The following is a 16,679-nucleotide window of genomic DNA, read 5'->3' as shown; positions in this document are numbered from 1 at the left end:
ATGCCGACAAGAAAAATTTCTCGATGCCTGCTGCCGGCGGCGCTGGCGCTGGCGCTGAGCGCCTGCGCGGTGGGGCCGGACTACCACCGTCCCGATGTGCCCGTGGGCAATGCCTATAAAGAAACGCAGGGCTGGAAGCCGGCGCAGCCGGCCGACACGGCGCTGCGCGCCGACTGGTGGCGCGCGTACCAGGACCCGGTGCTCGACGGCTTGATGCAGGCGCTGCTGGCGCACAACGCCGACCTGGCCCAGGCCGAGGCGCAGTACCGCCAGGCCCAGGCGCTGCTCAAGGGCGCGCGGGCGGACTTCTTTCCCACCGTCGGCGCGAACCTCTCGGCGACCCGTTCGGGCAGCAGCGGCGGGTCGGATGCTTCGACCCGCGGCACCCAGTCCACATTGACCGGCACAGTCAGTTGGGAGCCCGATGTGTGGGGCAAAGTGCGGCGCTCGGTCGAATCCAGCCGGGCCAGCGCGCAGGCCAGCGCGGCCGACATGGCTGCGACCCGGCTCAGCCTGCAGTCGACGCTGGCGCAGACCTATTTCAACCTGCGCGCGCTGGACGCCGAGCAGCGCCTGTACGCCCAGACGCTGCAGGCCTACCAGCGCTCGCTCACCATCACCGAGAACCGCTACAGCACTGGCGTTGCGGCGCAGGTCGACGTGGAATCGGCGCGTGCGCAGCTCGAGAATGCCCATACCGATGCGCTGGCCCTGGAGTGGCAGCGAGCCCAGTACGAGCATGCCCTGGCGGTGCTTACCGGCCAGCCGCCATCGGCTTTCTCGCTGGCGTCGGCGTCCGGCATCGGCAAGCTGCCGGAAATTCCGGTGGGACTGCCTTCGCAACTGCTGGAGCGCCGTCCCGACGTGGCCGCCGCCGAGCGGCGCACCGCCGAGGCCAACGCCCAGATCGGGGTGGCCGAAGCCGCCTGGTTCCCCGACCTGACCTTGAGCGCCGACGGCGGCTTGAGCAACGACCGCTGGGCCTTGTGGCTGGCTGCGCCGACACGTTTCTGGTCGCTGGGCCCGGCACTGGCCCTGACCTTGTTCGACGGCGGCGCGCGCCAGGCCAATATCGAGCAGGCGCGAGCCGCCTACGACGCCCAGGCGGCCGCCTACCGGTCTACCGTACTGAACGCCTTGCAAGAAGTCGAGAATTATCTGGTGCAACTGCGCGTCATGGCGCGTGAGCAGCAGACCCAGGACCGGGCGCTGACTGCGTCGCGCAACTCGCTGCGTCTGACCGAGAACCAGTACGCCGCCGGCATGATCGACTACCTCAGCGTCGCGCAGGTGGAGGCCACCGCGCTCAGCACCGAAAGGTCCGCGCTGTCGTTGCAGGCGCAGCGTTTGGTGGCCAGCGTGCAACTGATCGCGGCCCTGGGCGGCGGCTGGCAGGCCGCGCCGGACGAAGGCGGCAATACGGGCTCGCCGCCGAATACCGGCTCGCCGTCGAAGTAATTCCGTTTCTAGATCGATCGTGAACGCGCCAGCGAAGCGCAGGTCCTAGTACGGCAAGCGAAGCAGGCAAAGCGCACGATTGACTTGAGAATGAAACAAGCACCAGGTGTGCAGCCGCGGGCAATACAAGCTGAAGAGAAAAGGGTGAGGCAGCGTGGCGATCGCCGCGCTTGCCCCCCGATCCTTTATCAGTAGCCCAGCAGCCCGCGGATGCCGGCTATGCCATGCGCGCCGTGGCGGCGCGCCTCGTCCAGCGTAGCTTCCGATTGGCCGCCTATGGCCAGCACCGGCAGGCCGGCGCCGCCGGCCAGCTCGGCGTAACGTTCCCAGCCCATGCCGGGCTCGCCGGGGTGCGAAGGCGTGTCCAGCACATGGCCGAGCACCGCGAAATCGGCCCCCAGCTCGCGCGCCAGCGTCAGGTCGGCCGCGTCGTGGGCCGACATGCCCAGCAGCCGGTCGGGCCACGAGTTCGGCCCGGCTGCGGCGGCATTTGCCCCCGCATGGTTATCCGGGGCGGCTTGGGCGCCGGCTGCCGCGTCGGCACCAGTGGCGTTCGAGTCCTCGGCGGCCCGGCGCAGCCGCGCGGCCACCTCGGGCAGGCGCGCATCGGCGGCGCGCAGGTGCACGCCGTCGGCTCGATCCCACCAGTCACGGGGATGGGCGCTATTCACTAGGCAGCGCGCACCGTGCTCGCGGCAGCGCCGCAGCACTTCCTGCAAGGCCGCCGCCACGGCCTGCTCGCCGTCCCGCTGCTGCCATGCAGGTTCGCGGAACTGCACCAGCCTGATGCCTTGCTGCAAGGCTGTGTCCAGCCGCGCAAGATAGCCGGGCAGTTCCTGTTGCCCGCCTATGGATGTGATCAGGTAGCGGTCGGGCAGCCGCAGCCAACGCAGAGGCGGCTCGGTGGCTGGCAGCAGCTTGCCGACAGTGATGGGCGCATGCGGATCGACCCAGGCCAGCGTCTGGCCTTCGCGCCCGGTCGGCGTGCCGTTCCAGCCCGTGACGCGGCAGAAGGCCAGGCTGACGATATTCTTGGGGTACTCGTGTACATGAGTGACCCATGGCGTGGCCTGGGTGATCTGGATACCCAGCTCTTCATCCAGCTCGCGCGCCAGCGCCTGCAGCACTGTCTCGCCTGGTTCGATCTTGCCGCCGGGCAATTCCCACCAGCCCGACCAGGGCTTGTCGGCGGGGCGCTCGGCCAGCAGCAGGGCACCGTCGGCGCGCAGGATCATGCCTGCTGCTACGTGGATCAGGGGCTTGGCGGGCATTTCGGGCCGAGGCGGATTGCCCGAGTTTTCTTCAGACATGTCGTGCCGACCAGTCGCGGGCGAACTGGCGCGCCACGCGCCCCGAACGCGAACCGCGCTCCAGCGCCCATTGCAGCGCTTCGGTGCGCGACGCATCGATGTCGGCCTGCGTGCAGCCCAGTTCCTTGAGCCAGTAGTTCACGATGTCCAGATAATCGTCCTGCTTGAAGGGATAAAAGGACAGCCACAGGCCGAAGCGCTCGGAGAGCGAAATTTTTTCCTCGACCGTCTCGCCGGGGTGGATCTCGCCGTCGGCCTGGTGCTTGGCATCCAGGTTTTCGCTCATGTATTCGGGCATGAGGTGGCGCCGGTTGGATGTGGCGTAGATCAGCACGTTCTCGCCCGAGGCGCTGATCGAGCCGTCCAGCAGCGATTTCAGCGCCTTGTAGCCGGCCTCGCCCTCTTCGAAGGACAAGTCGTCGCAGAAGATGATGTAGCGTTCGGGACGCTGCGCCACCATGTCCACAATATCGCCCAGATCGCCCATGTCGCTCTTGTCGACCTCGATCAGGCGCAGGCCCTGGTCGCCATAGGCGGCCAGCATGGCCTTGACCAGCGAGCTCTTGCCGGTGCCGCGCGCGCCCGTCATCAGCACATTGTTGGCGGGCTTCTTCTGCAGGAAATGGCGGGTGTTGCGGTCGATGATGCCTTTCTGGCGCTCGATGTGCTGCAAATCGTCCGTGTGGATGGCCATGATATTGCGCACCGGATCGAGCCAGCCGCGGTTGCCGCGCTTGCGCCAGCGGTAGGCGTGCGCCGACCAGTCGGCCGCGGGAGGGGCGGGAGGCAGCCAGGCCTCCAGTTGCGCCAGTACTTGCTCGGCGCGTTCGATCAAGGTGCTCAGGTCCTTGGCACTCACGGAAAACTCTCCAGGATGTGGGCGGCTGCTGCGTCGGCAGCCGCGTCGTTCTTGCCGGCGCGACGGGCCTTGCGCCCGGCGCCGGGTATCGGACCCGCGGGCGAGGGCTGCAGCGTGGAAAACAGTTAGCTTAACAAATCCGCCGCCCTGGCAGTCCGGCCGGGCCGCAAAACGGGCCGGCCCCGCGTTCCCGTGGGGAACCTGCTAGCACGTATAATCCTTCTCTTGTTTCGCAGACTTACAAATCCGGACAAAATCTTGAATCTCGCCGAGCTGATTGCTCCCATTGCTGACGATATGAAAGCCGTCGACGCGGTCATCCGCGCGCGCTTGAATTCCGATGTCGTCATGATCCGTACCATCGGCGACTATATCGTGGGCGCCGGCGGCAAGCGCATGCGTCCGGCCTTGCTGCTGCTGGCGGCCAAGGCCCTGGGTTACCAGGGCTCGTACCACCATTTGCTGGCCGCGGTGGTGGAATTCATCCACACCGCGACCCTGCTGCACGACGACGTAGTCGACGAATCCGACCTGCGGCGCGGCCGCAGCACCGCCAACGCCGTATTCGGCAACGCCGCCAGCGTGTTGGTGGGCGATTACCTGTATTCGCGTTCTTTCGAAATGATGGTCGAGGCCGGCACCATGCGGGTCATGTCCATTTTCTCGGAAGCCACCACCGTCATCGCCGAAGGCGAAGTGCTGCAGTTGATGAATGTGCACGACCCCGACGTCTCGCTCGATCGCTATCTGCAGGTGGTGCGCTATAAGACCGCGAAACTGTTCGAAGCCTCGTCCCAGGTCGGAGCCGTGATCGCCGCGGGCACGCCGCGGCAGGTCGAGGCCGCCGCCGCCTATGGCCGCCACGTCGGCACGGCCTTCCAGTTGATCGACGACGTGCTGGACTACAGCGGCGACGTCCAGTCCCTGGGCAAGAACGTCGGCGACGACCTGCGCGAGGGCAAGCCCACACTGCCGCTGATCCGCGTCATGGAAGTCGGGACGCCGGACCAGCGCGAGCTCATCAAGACGGCGATCCAGACCGGCGAAGCCGATTTCGAGGCCGTGGCCCGCGCCATACACGACACCGATGCGCTGGACTACACCCGCCAGGCGGCCCGCGCCGAGTCCGAACTGGCCCGCGCCGCCCTGGATGCCTTCCCCGTTTCCGCTTATCGCGATTCTTTGCTAGAATTCTGCTCTTTCGCGGTCGAGCGGGACCGTTGACCCAGCCCAGGCGCAGCGCGCCCGGTTTTGCTAAAATACGGCTCCCGCATTATCGCGGACCCATCCGGCCCCCGGACGGGCGCAAGTTCGGTTCGCATTTCGCCAGGATTGCGGGCAAGTGGTTCGGCAAGCCACCACAGCATCAAATCGGGGCGTAGCTCAGCCTGGTAGAGTACTGCGTTCGGGACGCAGGAGCCGGAGGTTCAAATCCTCTCGCCCCGACCATTCATTCCCGGCTCTTTCCCAACAGCGGGAAGACCAGCCATAAAACACACTTCAATCCGCGAGCCAGCGGCCTTCCGGCCATAACCCTGCCTGGACCGCGCGCCGCATTTCCTCGACAAGAATATTCACTACGCTGCGAATGTGCCGGCCGGTGGATCGATTGGACGGCAAAGCAAGCACTATGGTCCGTGCGATGTCGGGGCCGCAGACCGGAGCCCCGGATAGCCGGCCTTGCGCAAGGTCCTCTGCCACGGCTATGGGCGGCAGGATCGTGAGCCCATGACCGCCCAGGACCAGGCTGCGCTGCACGCTCAAGGCATTCGTTTCCACGGAAAGGTCCAGGGACACTGCTGCCGTCCTGCAGGCATGCTCGACCAAGGTCCGGATGCCGTGGGGCGCGCTGGGCAGGATGAATTTTCGGCCGACGAGTTTCGACAGATGCACGGGCTGGCTGCGCTCGAAGCCGCTGTCTCGCGGGCCTATCACCCATAATGGTTCTTCGACCAGCGGCGTCGTCTGGATTTCCGCCGATCGTTCCGCCCGATACAAAAGGGCGGCGTCGACCTCGCCGGTTTCCAGCCAACGCAGCAATGTGCCGGCGTATCCCATGGCGACGCGCAGGCGGATGCCCGGATATTGCTGCGATACGGCGGTGACCAGCGGGCTTGCAAGCATTTCGCTGGTGCTGGGGAGCAAGCCTATCGTGACGAGGCCGCCGACCGCTGTTTCGGAGCTTTTCAACAGGGCGCGCGCCCGGTCCAGCTCCAGCATGACACGCTGGCCATATTCCACCAATGCTCTGCCCGCGTCGGTCAGGGCCATGCCATGCCGTCCGCGTTCGAACAACTGGATTCCGAGGTCTTCCTCGAGCAGGCGTATCTGGCGCGATACCGCGGGTTGCACGATGTTGAGCAGTTCCGCTGCACGGGTCACATTGCCTATTTCGGCCACCGTGAGAAAGGCCTTCAACTGTCGAAAATCCACTCCTGAGGCCTCGATCAAAAAAAGTAATTGTTCGATCAAAATATTCTATTTCAGAATTAATTCTATCTAAATATAGAATTCCACGGACTAGATCATTCACCGGGGCTCAAGCCCGTCAGCCCTTTGCCGGGCATTGCCACGAGGCACCTATCGACCATGTCACACTCCCCAGCCTCCGCTTCCGACGCCGGCGCGCCAGCATGGCAGCAAGCCGTCTTCCGAGTCCTTAAAGAGGGCGGCACGAATCAGATCGCCTATGTGCCTGACGCGGGCCACTCGCACGTGATCCGCAGCGCGATTGCGGATCCCGAGATCGAGGATATCGTCTTGACCACAGAAGAGGAAGGCGTGGCCCTGGCTTGCGGCGCTTGGCTGGGCGGGCAGCGCGCCGTACTGCTCATGCAAAGCAGCGGCGTCGGCAATTGCGTCAACATGTTTTCGCTGCTGCAGGCCGCGGATTTCCCCTTCTTTACGCTGGTGACCATGCGCGGCGAATACGCGGAATTCAATCCCTGGCAAAACTCCATGGGCAGGGCCACACAGGCGGCGCTGGAACTCATGGGCATCCACGTGCTGCGCGTCGAGCATGCGGACGAGGCCGCTGAAATCGTCGGTGCCGGATTCGACGCCGCTTTCGCGGCGGGCGACAAGGTGGCGGTGCTGTTGGGCCAGAGTCTGATCGGACGCAAGAAATGGGAGCGCAACTAATGAGTTCGACAGCACAGGCGGGGCGCGTCAGCCGCCGCGAATTCGTGGCGCGCCTGTTGCGCGATCTGCCCGACGCGCTGGTCGTGACTGGCTTGGGCTCCGCGGCATACGACGCCTTTGCCGCAGGCGATCGCGACCGCAACTACTACCTGTGGGGCGCCATGGGCGGCGCCGTGCCCCTCGGGCTGGGCCTGGCCCTGGCGCAGCGCGACAAGCCTGTCGTGGTGCTGACCGGCGACGGAGAACAACTGATGGGGATAGGCAGCCTGGCCACCGTGGCGGCCAAGCAGCCCAAGAACCTGACCATAGTCGTGCTGGACAACGGCCATTTTGGCGAGACGGGCATGCAGCGCAGCCATTCGAGCCTGGGCACCGATCTCGTCGCCGTGGCCAAGGGTTTCGGCATTGCCGATGCCTTCGGCACGGGCAGCATGGACGGCAGCGAAGAAATCAGGCGCCGCATTCATGCGCGTGCCGGCGTGGCTTTCGCGCAGGTGTTCATCGAAGCCGACGAACCGCCTCGCATGCTGCCGCCGCGCGATGGCCCGTATATCAAGAACCGCTTCCGGGCGGCGCTGGGTTTGCGGCCCTTTTGACGGGCACGGACCGCAAGCATGGCCGGATGCGAGTCATGGCCCGGATACCTCTACAGGAGACAGCGAAAGTGAAACGCTACCAACTTCGTATTGACGGCCAGGCTTGCGAGCCGCAGGGTGGTGCCTGGTTCGAGACGCAAAACCCGTACACGGGCACGGCCTGGGCCGAAATCCCGCGTTGCGACGCGCGCGATGTGGACTCGGCAGTCCAGGCCGCGCACCGGGCCTTGACGCAAGGCCCGTGGGCGCACATGACCGCCACGCAGCGCGGCGCCCTGATGCGCAAGCTGGGGGACCTGATCGCGCGCGATGCGAAGCGCCTGGCCGAGACCGAGGTGCGCGACAACGGCAAGCTGATTGCCGAGATGCAGGGGCAGTTGAACTACATACCGCAATGGTTCTATTACTATGGCGGCTTGGCCGACAAGGTACAGGGCAGCACATTGCCTCTGGACAAGCCGGGCTACTTCGCTTTCACGCGGCATGAGCCGGTGGGCGTGGTTGCGGCCATCACGCCGTGGAATTCCCCCTTGCTGCTGCTGGCCTGGAAGCTTGCGCCCGCCCTGGCGGCCGGCTGCACCGTAGTGGCCAAGCCTTCGGAATTCACTTCGGCCTCGACGCTGGAGTTCGCGGAACTCTTCGACGAGGCGGGCTTCCCTCCGGGCGTATTCAACGTCGTGACTGGCTTCGGGGCCGAAGCCGGCTCGCCCCTGGTCGAACATCCGCTGGTATCCAAGGTCAGCTTCACGGGGTCGGACGCGACCGGCCGCCGCATCAACGAGCAGGCGGCCCGTCTGCTCAAGCACACATCGATGGAGCTGGGCGGCAAGTCGCCCAATGTGGTGTTCGAGGATGCGGATGTCGAGCAGGCGGTCTACGGCGCCATTTCGGGTATCTTCGCCGCAACCGGCCAGACCTGCATCGCCGGATCCCGGCTGCTGGTGCAGGAAAGCATCCATGACGTTTTCGTCGAGAGGCTGCTGGCCGTTGCGCGCACGGCCCGCATGGGCGACCCGATGGATCCCGATACGCAGGTCGGCCCCGTGACCACGCCGCCCCAATACAAGAAGGTGCTGGACTATATCGACATCGCCCGCGCCGAGGGCGCCACGGCCGTGCTGGGCGGCGCCAAGGGCGAGGGCGCCGAGTGCGGCCAGGGCTGGTTCGTGCAGCCGACCATCTTCACCGGCGTGCGCAACGGCATGCGTATCGCGCAGGAAGAAGTGTTCGGGCCGGTCTTGTCCGTCATCCGCTTCAAGGACGAAGAAGATGCGCTGCGCATTGCCAACGACGTGCGCTTCGGCCTGGCCGCGGCCGTCTGGACTCAGGACATAGGCCGCGCGATCCGCATGTCCGAGCGCCTGCAGGCCGGCACGGTATGGGTCAATACCTATAGGGCGGTGAGCTTCATGGCGCCGTTCGGCGGCTACAAGGATTCGGGGCTCGGGCGCGAGAACGGCATCGAAGCGATTCGTGCCTATCTGCAGACCAAGTCGGTATGGATCAACAGCGGCGCGGTGGCAGGCAATCCTTTCATAATGCGGTGAAGGCTAAAGACTACGGTACAGGGGTTAGACGCGCGGATGGCAGATACCTATAAATCATAAGGGCCTAAAATCGATAGCCGTATGGCATGCGGCGCTGCGGGTGGCGCGGAATTCGCTGCGCCGGCCGCAGACAATACAAATCCATCGCATATAGCCCCCATGTCCATGAACCTTTCGCTGCGCCACATGAAGGCCTTTTGCGCATTGGCTGCGACGCGCAATTTCACCCGTGCGGCGGAGCAATGCAGCCTGACGCAATCGGCTTTCAGCGCCATGATCTCCAATCTGGAAAGGGGCCTGGGGGTCAAGCTGTTTTCCCGCAATACCCGCAATGTCGAACTAACCGCGGAAGGCGAGGTCTTCAGCGAGATGATGGGCCATCTGATGCCCGAAACAGAAAGAGTGCTTGCGGAGATGCAGGATTATGTACAGCGCCGCAAGGGCAGGGTAGCAATTGCGGCGCTGCCGACAATTTTTTCTGCCTTGCTGCCCGATATCATCGCTGCATTCCTGGCGAAGCATCCCGGCATAGAACTCATTATCGAAGATGTCGCCAGCACGACGTGCGTCGAGTTGGTGCGCAATCGGCGCGTGGACTTCGCCTTGTGCGCGTCGGCTGCGCCCGGCACGGATCTCATCATCGAAGTCCTTGCATCCGACACCTTCTATTTCATTTGCCGCGGGGATCATTCCCTGGCCGCTCGCAAGCGCCTTTCGGCCACGGAGGTGCAGAAACACCCCATCATTGTCTTCGAGACGGCGAGCAGCATCCGCCAGCATCTGGACGCATCGATCTATCCGCGGCAGTGGATACAGGCATTTCAGGTAAATAGCCTGTCGACGGCAGCCGGCCTGATCAGCGCCGGCCTGGGGGCCACCATCGTGCCGACGCTGGGCTTGCGCCAATTCAATTTGCCGGGCCTGGCCGCGATTCCCGTGACACTGCCCATCAACCGGCGCGAACTCTGCTTGTTGCGGCGCAAGGATGCCACAGAGTCCGTGGCCGCGCGGGAATTCATAGCCTTGCTCAAGAACAGCCTCGCGAAGAAGGTAGAGCATATGGGCACCTTGCAGGCCGTGCGGGCCTGAGCGGCTCATCTTTCGCTTTCCGACCGGGGTGCGAGCCCGCGGCGCCGGAGCAGCGTCTCGCGGCCTGGGCCATTAGCTGGCGGCTTTGTGTCCGAACCCAGCCTGCCCGTGTTATCGATTAATCGGAATAATAGATTAATTGATTAAAACAATCTGTATATCAACTGATATGAGGCCGATAGAATCGTCTTCACACACATGAGTCCGCATACGGCTCATGAATTCGTGAAATCGGGAGACAATCAATGAAACTATTTACTCGCTTGGCGCAGGGGCTGGCCTGCTCCGCACTGGTCGCGGCGGCGATGCCGTCGATGGCGCAGGACAGTTATCCGGACAGGCCCGTGCAGGTCGTGGTCGGCATGGCGCCGGGAGGCTCGAACGATACGATTGCCCGCCTCATCGCGTCGGAATTATCCAAGAAGCTGGGACAGCCTTTTATCGTCGAGAATAAGCCGGGTGCCAACAGCACCATCGCCACCAATGGCCTGAAGAAATCCAAGCCTGACGGATATACCCTGATGCTGGTGATTTCTTCGCATGTCACTAATACGCTGCTATATCCTCATCTGGCATACAGCCTGGACGATTTCAGGCCCATCAGCGTCGTCGCTGATACGCCCTTCGTGCTGGTGGCCAACCCGAAATTCAAGCCCAACAATGTCGCCGAGCTGATAGCGCTGGCCAAATCCAGCAAGAAGCCCATCAATTTCGGCACGCCCGGCGTGGGGTCCACCCAGGACATCGCCATGGCGCTCATGGACCAGATGGCCGGGATCAAGATGAAAGACATCCCATACAAGGGCGGCGCTCCGGCACAGACCGATCTGATCGCCGGCGTGATCCCCCTGATTTTCGCGACGCCTACGCAAAGCTTGCCTTTCATCAAGAACCACCAGCTCAAGGCGCTGGGCGTGACCTCGGCCAAACGCATTCCTCAGTTGCCCGATGTGCCGACTCTGGCGGAATCCGGCCTGCCCGGCTACGAGGCCAGCGTGTGGTTCGGCATCATCGCGCCGGCAAAGACGCCCGACGATGTGGTGAAAAAGCTCAACAAGGAAATCACGGACATCGTCCACAGTCCGCAAATCCGCAAGCGCCTGGAAGACCTCGGGCTGCATCCGGTCGGCAGCACCCCTGAACAGTTCCAGGCGCTGCTCGACAGCGAGAAGACGAAGTGGGCGGACGTCATCAAGAAAGCCGACATCAAACTGCAGTAAACAGGCCCGATCCATTACACCCCCGTTCCGGGAAGCTAGAAGGAGCAAGTCGTTTCATGCCCATCATCGAATCCGTATCCGCTTGCGTCGCCCGCGTTCCGCTTGATAATCCCGTCACGTTCTCCACGCGGCGAGTCACCGCGCGCGAATACTGCCTGGTCCGTATCCGGGCATCGGACGGCACCGAAGGCCTGGGCTATTGCTATGCCGTCAATAGTGCCGGGAGACTATTGGCGGTAGCGGTGGCCGATTTGCTTGCTCCCAGGCTGGTGGGCCAGGATTCCCACCGTGTCGAAGGGCTCTGGCGCGAGATGTACCAGGAGGCGCTGCTGCTCGGGCGTACGGGCGGCGTCATGCGTGCGCTTTCCGCCCTGGACATCGCGCTGTGGGATCTCAACGCCAGGTCCGCGGGCCTGCCGCTGTACCGCTATCTCGGGGCCGTGGCTCTCGATCGCGTGCCGGCGTATGCGAGCGGCGGATACTATCTGCCCGGCAAGACTGCAGCGGACCTGGCCGGGGAAATGGCGGCTCATGTGGCCGAAGGCTTCAAGGCGGTAAAGATGAAGGTCGGCCTCGAGAGCGTGGCCAATGAACGCAAGCGGCTTGCCGCGGTGCGCGAGGCCATCGGCGAGGATGTGCGGCTCATGCTCGATGCCAACAACGCCTGGAAAGACTTGCCCACGGCGCTGGAGTATGTGCGCTGCTTCGAGCCTTTCAAGCCTTTCTGGATAGAGGAGCCCTTTTCTCCCGACGATATCGACAATCATGCAAGGCTTGCCGCGGTGACTCCGATTACTGTCGCCACGGGCGAGGTGGAAGCCGGCCGCTGGCGCTTCAAGGATCTCATCGCGCAGAAGGCGACCACGCTGCTGCAGACCGACGCCACGGTTTGCGGCGGCATCACCGAATGGCGGCGCATTGCCGCCATGGCGGCCGGGCACGGCATCACGGTGGAACCGCATGCCTGGCACGACGTCCATGTCCATCTCGTGGCGGCCACGCCGAACGCCACTTATGTGGAATGGATGCCGGACGATCACATCGTCAATTTCCGGCGCCTCATAGACACGCAACTGGTCGCGGACAAGGGCGACTTGTTGCTGCCCCAAGGCGCCGGCCTGGGGTTCGCCTTCGACGATGCCGCCATCGATCGATACGGCGTGTCTTATCCCGGCGCGAAAGAGCGGTGGCTGACAGTTCGTTAGCGGCCGTAGCGGCGCCGGGCATTTCCCCTTGGCCATGTCCCCTGGCCTGTGCAGGAGCAGTTTGACCCCCTCGCCGGACCGAGCGTATATTTCAACCCATCTGCGATGTACTCCACGATTTGCGTTTTGCGTTTAGTTGACAAACCAGAGGGGAATTGTCATGGCTGCTACGCTTCCGATAACCGAAAACGAGGAGTCCGAGCTTTCGCGATGGTGGTTGCGCTCGATCCTGGGCGTGATGATATTCGGCTTCGTCATCCTGATCGCAATCACAGCTCTGGGTTATCACAACGCTCCGCCGATTCCCGCCAAGGTCGTGGACGCACATGGCACGACCCTGTTCACGGGCGAGGATATAAGCGCCGGGCAGGGCATATTCCTTAAATACGGCTTGATGGACAATGGGTCTGTGTGGGGGCACGGCGCCTACCTGGGGCCCGATTATTCGGCCGAAGCCCTGCACCAGATGGGCAAGGATGCCGCGGCGGCCATGGCGCAGCACCAGTATGGCGAGCCGTTTGCAAAGCTCGATTCTGCGCAGCAAGCCTCGGTCCAGGCCCTGGTGGCGGTCTCGCTGAAAGTCAATCGCTATGATGCCGCCACCGACACGCTGTCATTGACGCCTGCCGAATCCCAGGCATGGAATCAACAAGTCGCATACTGGACGGATTACTTCAAGCACCCGAAGGCCAATGGCGGCCTCAAGCCGGGCTTGATCAGCGACCCCACCGAGCTGCACCAGTTCAGTGCTTTTGTCGCCTGGGCGGCCTGGGCCTCGGTGGCCAATCGCCCCGGCTACAGCTACTCGTATACCAACAATTTTCCTTACGACCCGTCCGTTGGCAATACGCCGATATCGGGGACCTTGCTGTGGAGCGCGCTGAGCCTGCTGGTCTTTCTGGCCGGCATCGCGGCAGTGTTGCTGATGTTCGGCAAGTTCGATTACCTGGGCTGGGTTTCGCGGGGCCATTATCCCCACGCCGATATCGTGCCGGGCGACGCCAGCCCCGGGCAGCGCGCGCTGCTCAAGTTCTTCGTGGTCGTGGCGCTGCTGTTCCTGATGCAGACCCTGGTGGGCGGCGCCACTGCCCACTATCGCGCGGATCCGGGCAGTTTCTATGGCTTCCAGCTCGAGGACCTGTTCCCGAGCAACCTGATGCGCACCTGGCACCTGCAGACCGCGATATTCTGGATTGCGACGGCATATGTCGCCGCGGCCTTGTTCCTGGGCAGGTCATTGCGCCACGACGAACCGCGCGGCTTCGTAATATGGATCCACATATTGTTTACCGCGTTCGTGGCGGTAATCGGCCTGAGCCTGCTGGGCGAATGGGCCGGCATCGCCGATATGCTGGGCAATGCCTGGTTCTGGCTGGGCAACCAGGGTTGGGAATACCTCGAGATCGGCCGCTTCTGGCAGATCCTGCTGGTGGTCGGACTGCTGGTCTGGTTCGCGCTATTGTTCAATATGTGCCGGCCTTCCAGGGTCTCTAACGTGGCGGCCCGCCCCATCGTGCGGATGTTCCTGTGGGCGGCCCTGGCCATTCCGGTGTTCTACCTGCCGGCGCTGTTCTTCGGCGCCCATACCAACTACACCGTGGTCGAGACCTGGCGGTTCTGGATCATCCACCTCTGGGTAGAGGGCTTCTTCGAATTCTTCGCCACCACCGTGGTGGCCCTGATGTTCTATCAAATGGGGCTTGCGTCGCGCAATGTGGCGCTGAGGGTCATCTATCTCGACGCGATCCTGTATTTCCTCGGCGGCCTGATCGGCACCGGCCACCATTGGTATTTCGTCGGGCATACTCAGTTCAACATGGCCATGTCGGCGCTGTTCTCCGTGCTCGAGGTGGTGCCGCTTACCCTGCTGACTTTGGACGCCTGGGATTTCGTCCATACCACGCAAGGCCAGCCGGGCCCGGACGGCAAGCCGCGCAGGGTGCCGCATAAATGGACGTTTTATTTCCTGATGGCCGTGGGCTTCTGGAACTTCGCGGGCGCGGGGATGTTCGGCTTCCTGATCAACCTGCCCATAGTCAGCTACTACGAGGTCGGCACGCAACTGACGCCGAATCACGGCCATGCCTCGATGATGGGCGTGTTCGGCATGCTGGCGCTGGCGCTGATGGTGTTCGTGTTGCGGCAGACGTCCAGTGAAGACAACTGGCGCGGCATCGAGAAATACGTCAAGGTCGGTTTCTGGGGCGCCAATATCGGCCTGGCGCTGATGGTGGTGATGAGCCTGTTCCCCAGCGGCGTGCTGCAGACCTGGGATGTGGTCCAGCACGGCTACTGGCACGCGCGCAGCCTGGCCTACACGAGCACCGAACGCCAGCACCTGATCGAGTGGCTGCGCATGCCGGGCGACATGATATTCATCGTGTTTGGCGCGATTCCTATGGTGATCGCGTCCATCAAGGGCTGGGTGAACGAGCGCCGCGCGCCCGCGGCGTAAGCCCTGTTCAGGCCGCGCCTGCGCGCTGGGTTTCATACACCAGCGTCGCGGCGGCCAGGTCTTCGAGGGCCGTGCCGACGGCCTTGTATACGGTTATTTCTTCATCGTTGCGCCGGCCGGGGTGCTGATCCCGGCATAGCGCTTCCAGCGTGGCCAGCACGCGGTCGCGGCCGAATACGCCGGCGGCGATGGGCGACAGCAGGTCGCCGGCCTTGTCCAGGGCTTCTTCCGTGTCGATGAATACCGCAGTGTCCGCAAATGCCGCGTCGTCGGCTTCGCGCATGGACGGCTGGAAACTGCCGATCAGGTCCAGGTGCGTTCCGGGCCGTAGCCAAGCCCTGCGCACCAGTGGTTCCTGGGACAGGGTGGCGCAGCTCACGATGTCGGCCTGCCTGACACCAGATTCCAGTTCGGGCTCGGCATGGGCATCGAAGCCCTGCAGTTTCAGTTCCTGGACCAGGGCTTCGGCCTTGGCGGGGTTGCGGTTCCATACGAGCACGCGGGTGATGTCCCGCACCGCCGCGTAGGCGGGAGCCAGCAGCGCGGCCACATTGCCCGCGCCGACGACCAGCAGCGTATGCGCGTCGCGGCGCGCCAGATAGGATGCGGCCAGCGCCGATGCCGCCGCCGTGCGGCGCGTGGTGATCTGGTCGCCGTCGATGAGGGCCAGCGGCACGCCATTGGCGGCGTCGAACAGCGTGTAGGTCGAGTGCAGGCCCGGCAGGCCGCGCTTGCCGTTGTCGGGAAAGATCGTGACGTGCTTGATGCCCAGATGCCCGGCTTCCCGCCAGGCCGGCATGATCAGCAGGCTGTTGTGCGCGCCGGACGCCGTGGTGCCGAGCGCGTGGTTGTGGCGCCGCGGGACGATGCAGCCTTCGCGGAACATCCGCGCGAGCGCCGGTATCAGCTTGTCGAAGGGCAGCCGGGCCGCCGTGGAGTGGCTGTCGTATATCTGCAAGATGGGCTCCTCGTTGCGGCTGCTTGCGCGCCGGCGCCGGTTTCCGCGGCTCGCAATCTTGCCGCGGCCGGCGGGCTAATGATAGCGCGGCTGCCGCCATGAAGCCCGTTCTCCGGCGGGCCTGCAGGAGCGAATTCCATGGCCCGCAGTGTGGCGTGGGCAGGTGTCATTACTTTACCGTTGTAAGCGCGGTGTACGCCGCATGTGACGTATTTGTGCGTTTTTGTTGCGTAGCGCGGCGCGCTTTGTGGAGTTGGGGACGTGCGTTGCCGTATGGCCGCGCCGTACGCGGCGAAGGGTGTGCAGATGCACTTTTGCTTACAAGGGGGGCAGGTAGCGGATGCTATAAAAATTCGAGGAGCAGGCGCTGTCGCCTGGATTTTATGAAGGATATACAGATGATGATCACCCGCCCCCTGACTTGTATCGCCGCCGCATCCCTGTGCGCCGGCCTGGCGGCCTGCGCCGCCCCCGGCCATGACATGAAGCCCCAGGAACTGTCGCAGAAGACAGTGCACTATCAGTGCGGCAGCCATGGGCAGCAAGCGCTGGATGTGCAGTACACGTTCCAGGGCTCGGACCCGGTCACGGCCAAGTTGATATACAACAACCAGGCCATCGACCTGACGCGCGACACCGGCAGCAAGACCGACATGGTTGGAGACACCTTTGCCGGGAATGGCTATACCTGGGCCACGGAAAAGTTCTCGCGTGAAGATACCTCGCATGCCAACGGCAGTATGCTGACCCAGGACACTCAGCAGCCCGGTGCGAGCGGCCAGAATGCGTCCGTAACCCACAATATCCTAGCCAAGGACTGCAAGGTCACCGGTTAGGGTGT

The 16,679-nt window shown here is 63.8% G+C and carries 14 protein-coding genes and 1 tRNA gene; 11 read left to right on the top strand and 4 right to left on the bottom strand.

The genetic code is table 11. The features are described 5' to 3' along the window. Positions 1–1,458: an efflux transporter outer membrane subunit gene (locus KVP10_RS16105; RefSeq protein WP_376810957.1), complete on the top strand. Its 1,458-nt coding sequence runs from the start codon at positions 1–3 to the stop codon at positions 1,456–1,458. Between the two features lie 188 nt (positions 1,459–1,646). Here the strand turns inward: KVP10_RS16105 and KVP10_RS16100 are convergent, their stop codons facing one another. Both KVP10_RS16100 and KVP10_RS16095 read right to left on the bottom strand, forming a co-directional pair. Then, the gene (locus KVP10_RS16100) at positions 1,647–2,768 is read right to left on the bottom strand and encodes a thiamine phosphate synthase (RefSeq protein ID WP_246600735.1); all 1,122 of its coding nucleotides are present in this window, start codon (positions 2,766–2,768) and stop codon (positions 1,647–1,649) included. Then, positions 2,761–3,627: an ATP-binding protein gene (locus KVP10_RS16095; protein ID WP_217965632.1), complete on the bottom strand. Its 867-nt coding sequence runs from the start codon at positions 3,625–3,627 to the stop codon at positions 2,761–2,763. Before KVP10_RS16095 ends, KVP10_RS16100 begins: the two co-directional genes overlap by 8 nt. A gap of 258 nt (positions 3,628–3,885) precedes the next feature. Between KVP10_RS16095 and ispB the strand changes: the two genes are divergently transcribed. Continuing rightward, positions 3,886–4,851, top strand: coding sequence for an octaprenyl diphosphate synthase (ispB, locus tag KVP10_RS16090; protein WP_217965631.1), 966 nt, complete (start codon positions 3,886–3,888; stop codon positions 4,849–4,851). A 148-nt stretch (positions 4,852–4,999) separates the two neighbouring features. Beyond that, positions 5,000–5,076 (top strand) — tRNA-Pro (locus KVP10_RS16085). Between the two features lie 51 nt (positions 5,077–5,127). Here KVP10_RS16085 and KVP10_RS16080 read toward each other — a convergent pair. Continuing rightward, positions 5,128–6,045 (bottom strand): LysR family transcriptional regulator, encoded by a 918-nt coding sequence (locus tag KVP10_RS16080; protein ID WP_246600734.1) that lies wholly within the window; start codon positions 6,043–6,045, stop codon positions 5,128–5,130. A 171-nt stretch (positions 6,046–6,216) separates the two neighbouring features. Here KVP10_RS16080 and KVP10_RS16075 point away from each other — a divergent pair, with 171 nt between their 5' ends. The 7 genes from KVP10_RS16075 to KVP10_RS16045 all read left to right on the top strand — a co-directional run bounded on the left by KVP10_RS16075 (position 6,217) and on the right by KVP10_RS16045 (position 14,880). After that, positions 6,217–6,768 carry a thiamine pyrophosphate-binding protein gene (locus KVP10_RS16075; protein WP_217965629.1) on the top strand — a complete coding sequence of 184 codons (552 nt, stop codon included), beginning with the start codon at positions 6,217–6,219 and terminating at the stop codon, positions 6,766–6,768. Further along, positions 6,768–7,364, top strand: a complete 597-nt coding sequence (locus KVP10_RS16070; RefSeq protein WP_217965628.1) for a thiamine pyrophosphate-dependent enzyme — start codon at positions 6,768–6,770, stop codon at positions 7,362–7,364. The genes KVP10_RS16075 and KVP10_RS16070 overlap by 1 nt, the downstream gene beginning before the upstream one ends. A 68-nt stretch (positions 7,365–7,432) precedes the next feature. Beyond that, the gene (locus KVP10_RS16065; RefSeq protein ID WP_217965627.1) at positions 7,433–8,911 is read left to right on the top strand and encodes an aldehyde dehydrogenase; all 1,479 of its coding nucleotides are present in this window, start codon (positions 7,433–7,435) and stop codon (positions 8,909–8,911) included. Between the two features lie 159 nt (positions 8,912–9,070). Then, positions 9,071–10,000, top strand: coding sequence for a LysR family transcriptional regulator (locus KVP10_RS16060; protein ID WP_217965626.1), 930 nt, complete (start codon positions 9,071–9,073; stop codon positions 9,998–10,000). A gap of 245 nt (positions 10,001–10,245) precedes the next feature. Next, entirely contained in the window at positions 10,246–11,220 is a 975-nt protein-coding gene (locus KVP10_RS16055; RefSeq protein WP_217965625.1) for a Bug family tripartite tricarboxylate transporter substrate binding protein, read from the top strand. Positions 11,221–11,276: 56 nt separating this feature from the next. Next, positions 11,277–12,425 (top strand): mandelate racemase/muconate lactonizing enzyme family protein, encoded by a 1,149-nt coding sequence (locus tag KVP10_RS16050; protein ID WP_217965624.1) that lies wholly within the window; start codon positions 11,277–11,279, stop codon positions 12,423–12,425. A gap of 160 nt (positions 12,426–12,585) precedes the next feature. Continuing rightward, positions 12,586–14,880, top strand: a complete 2,295-nt coding sequence (locus KVP10_RS16045) for a nitric-oxide reductase large subunit (RefSeq protein WP_246600732.1) — start codon at positions 12,586–12,588, stop codon at positions 14,878–14,880. 7 nt (positions 14,881–14,887) lie between these two features. On the opposite strand, the gene lhpI is transcribed toward KVP10_RS16045, so the two are convergent. Further along, complete coding sequence (lhpI, locus tag KVP10_RS16040) at positions 14,888–15,838, bottom strand: bifunctional Delta(1)-pyrroline-2-carboxylate/Delta(1)-piperideine-2-carboxylate reductase (protein ID WP_217965623.1); 951 nt, start codon at positions 15,836–15,838, stop codon at positions 14,888–14,890. A gap of 398 nt (positions 15,839–16,236) precedes the next feature. Here lhpI and KVP10_RS16035 point away from each other — a divergent pair, with 398 nt between their 5' ends. After that, positions 16,237–16,674, top strand: coding sequence for an ACP-like domain-containing protein (locus KVP10_RS16035; protein WP_246600731.1), 438 nt, complete (start codon positions 16,237–16,239; stop codon positions 16,672–16,674). Positions 16,675–16,679 lie beyond the last annotated feature (5 nt).

The sequence above is a fragment of the Candidimonas humi genome (genome assembly GCF_019166065.1).
GTDB classification, from domain to species: domain Bacteria; phylum Pseudomonadota; class Gammaproteobacteria; order Burkholderiales; family Burkholderiaceae_B; genus Candidimonas; species Candidimonas humi.
This window is presented reverse-complemented; position numbering and strand designations above follow the sequence as displayed.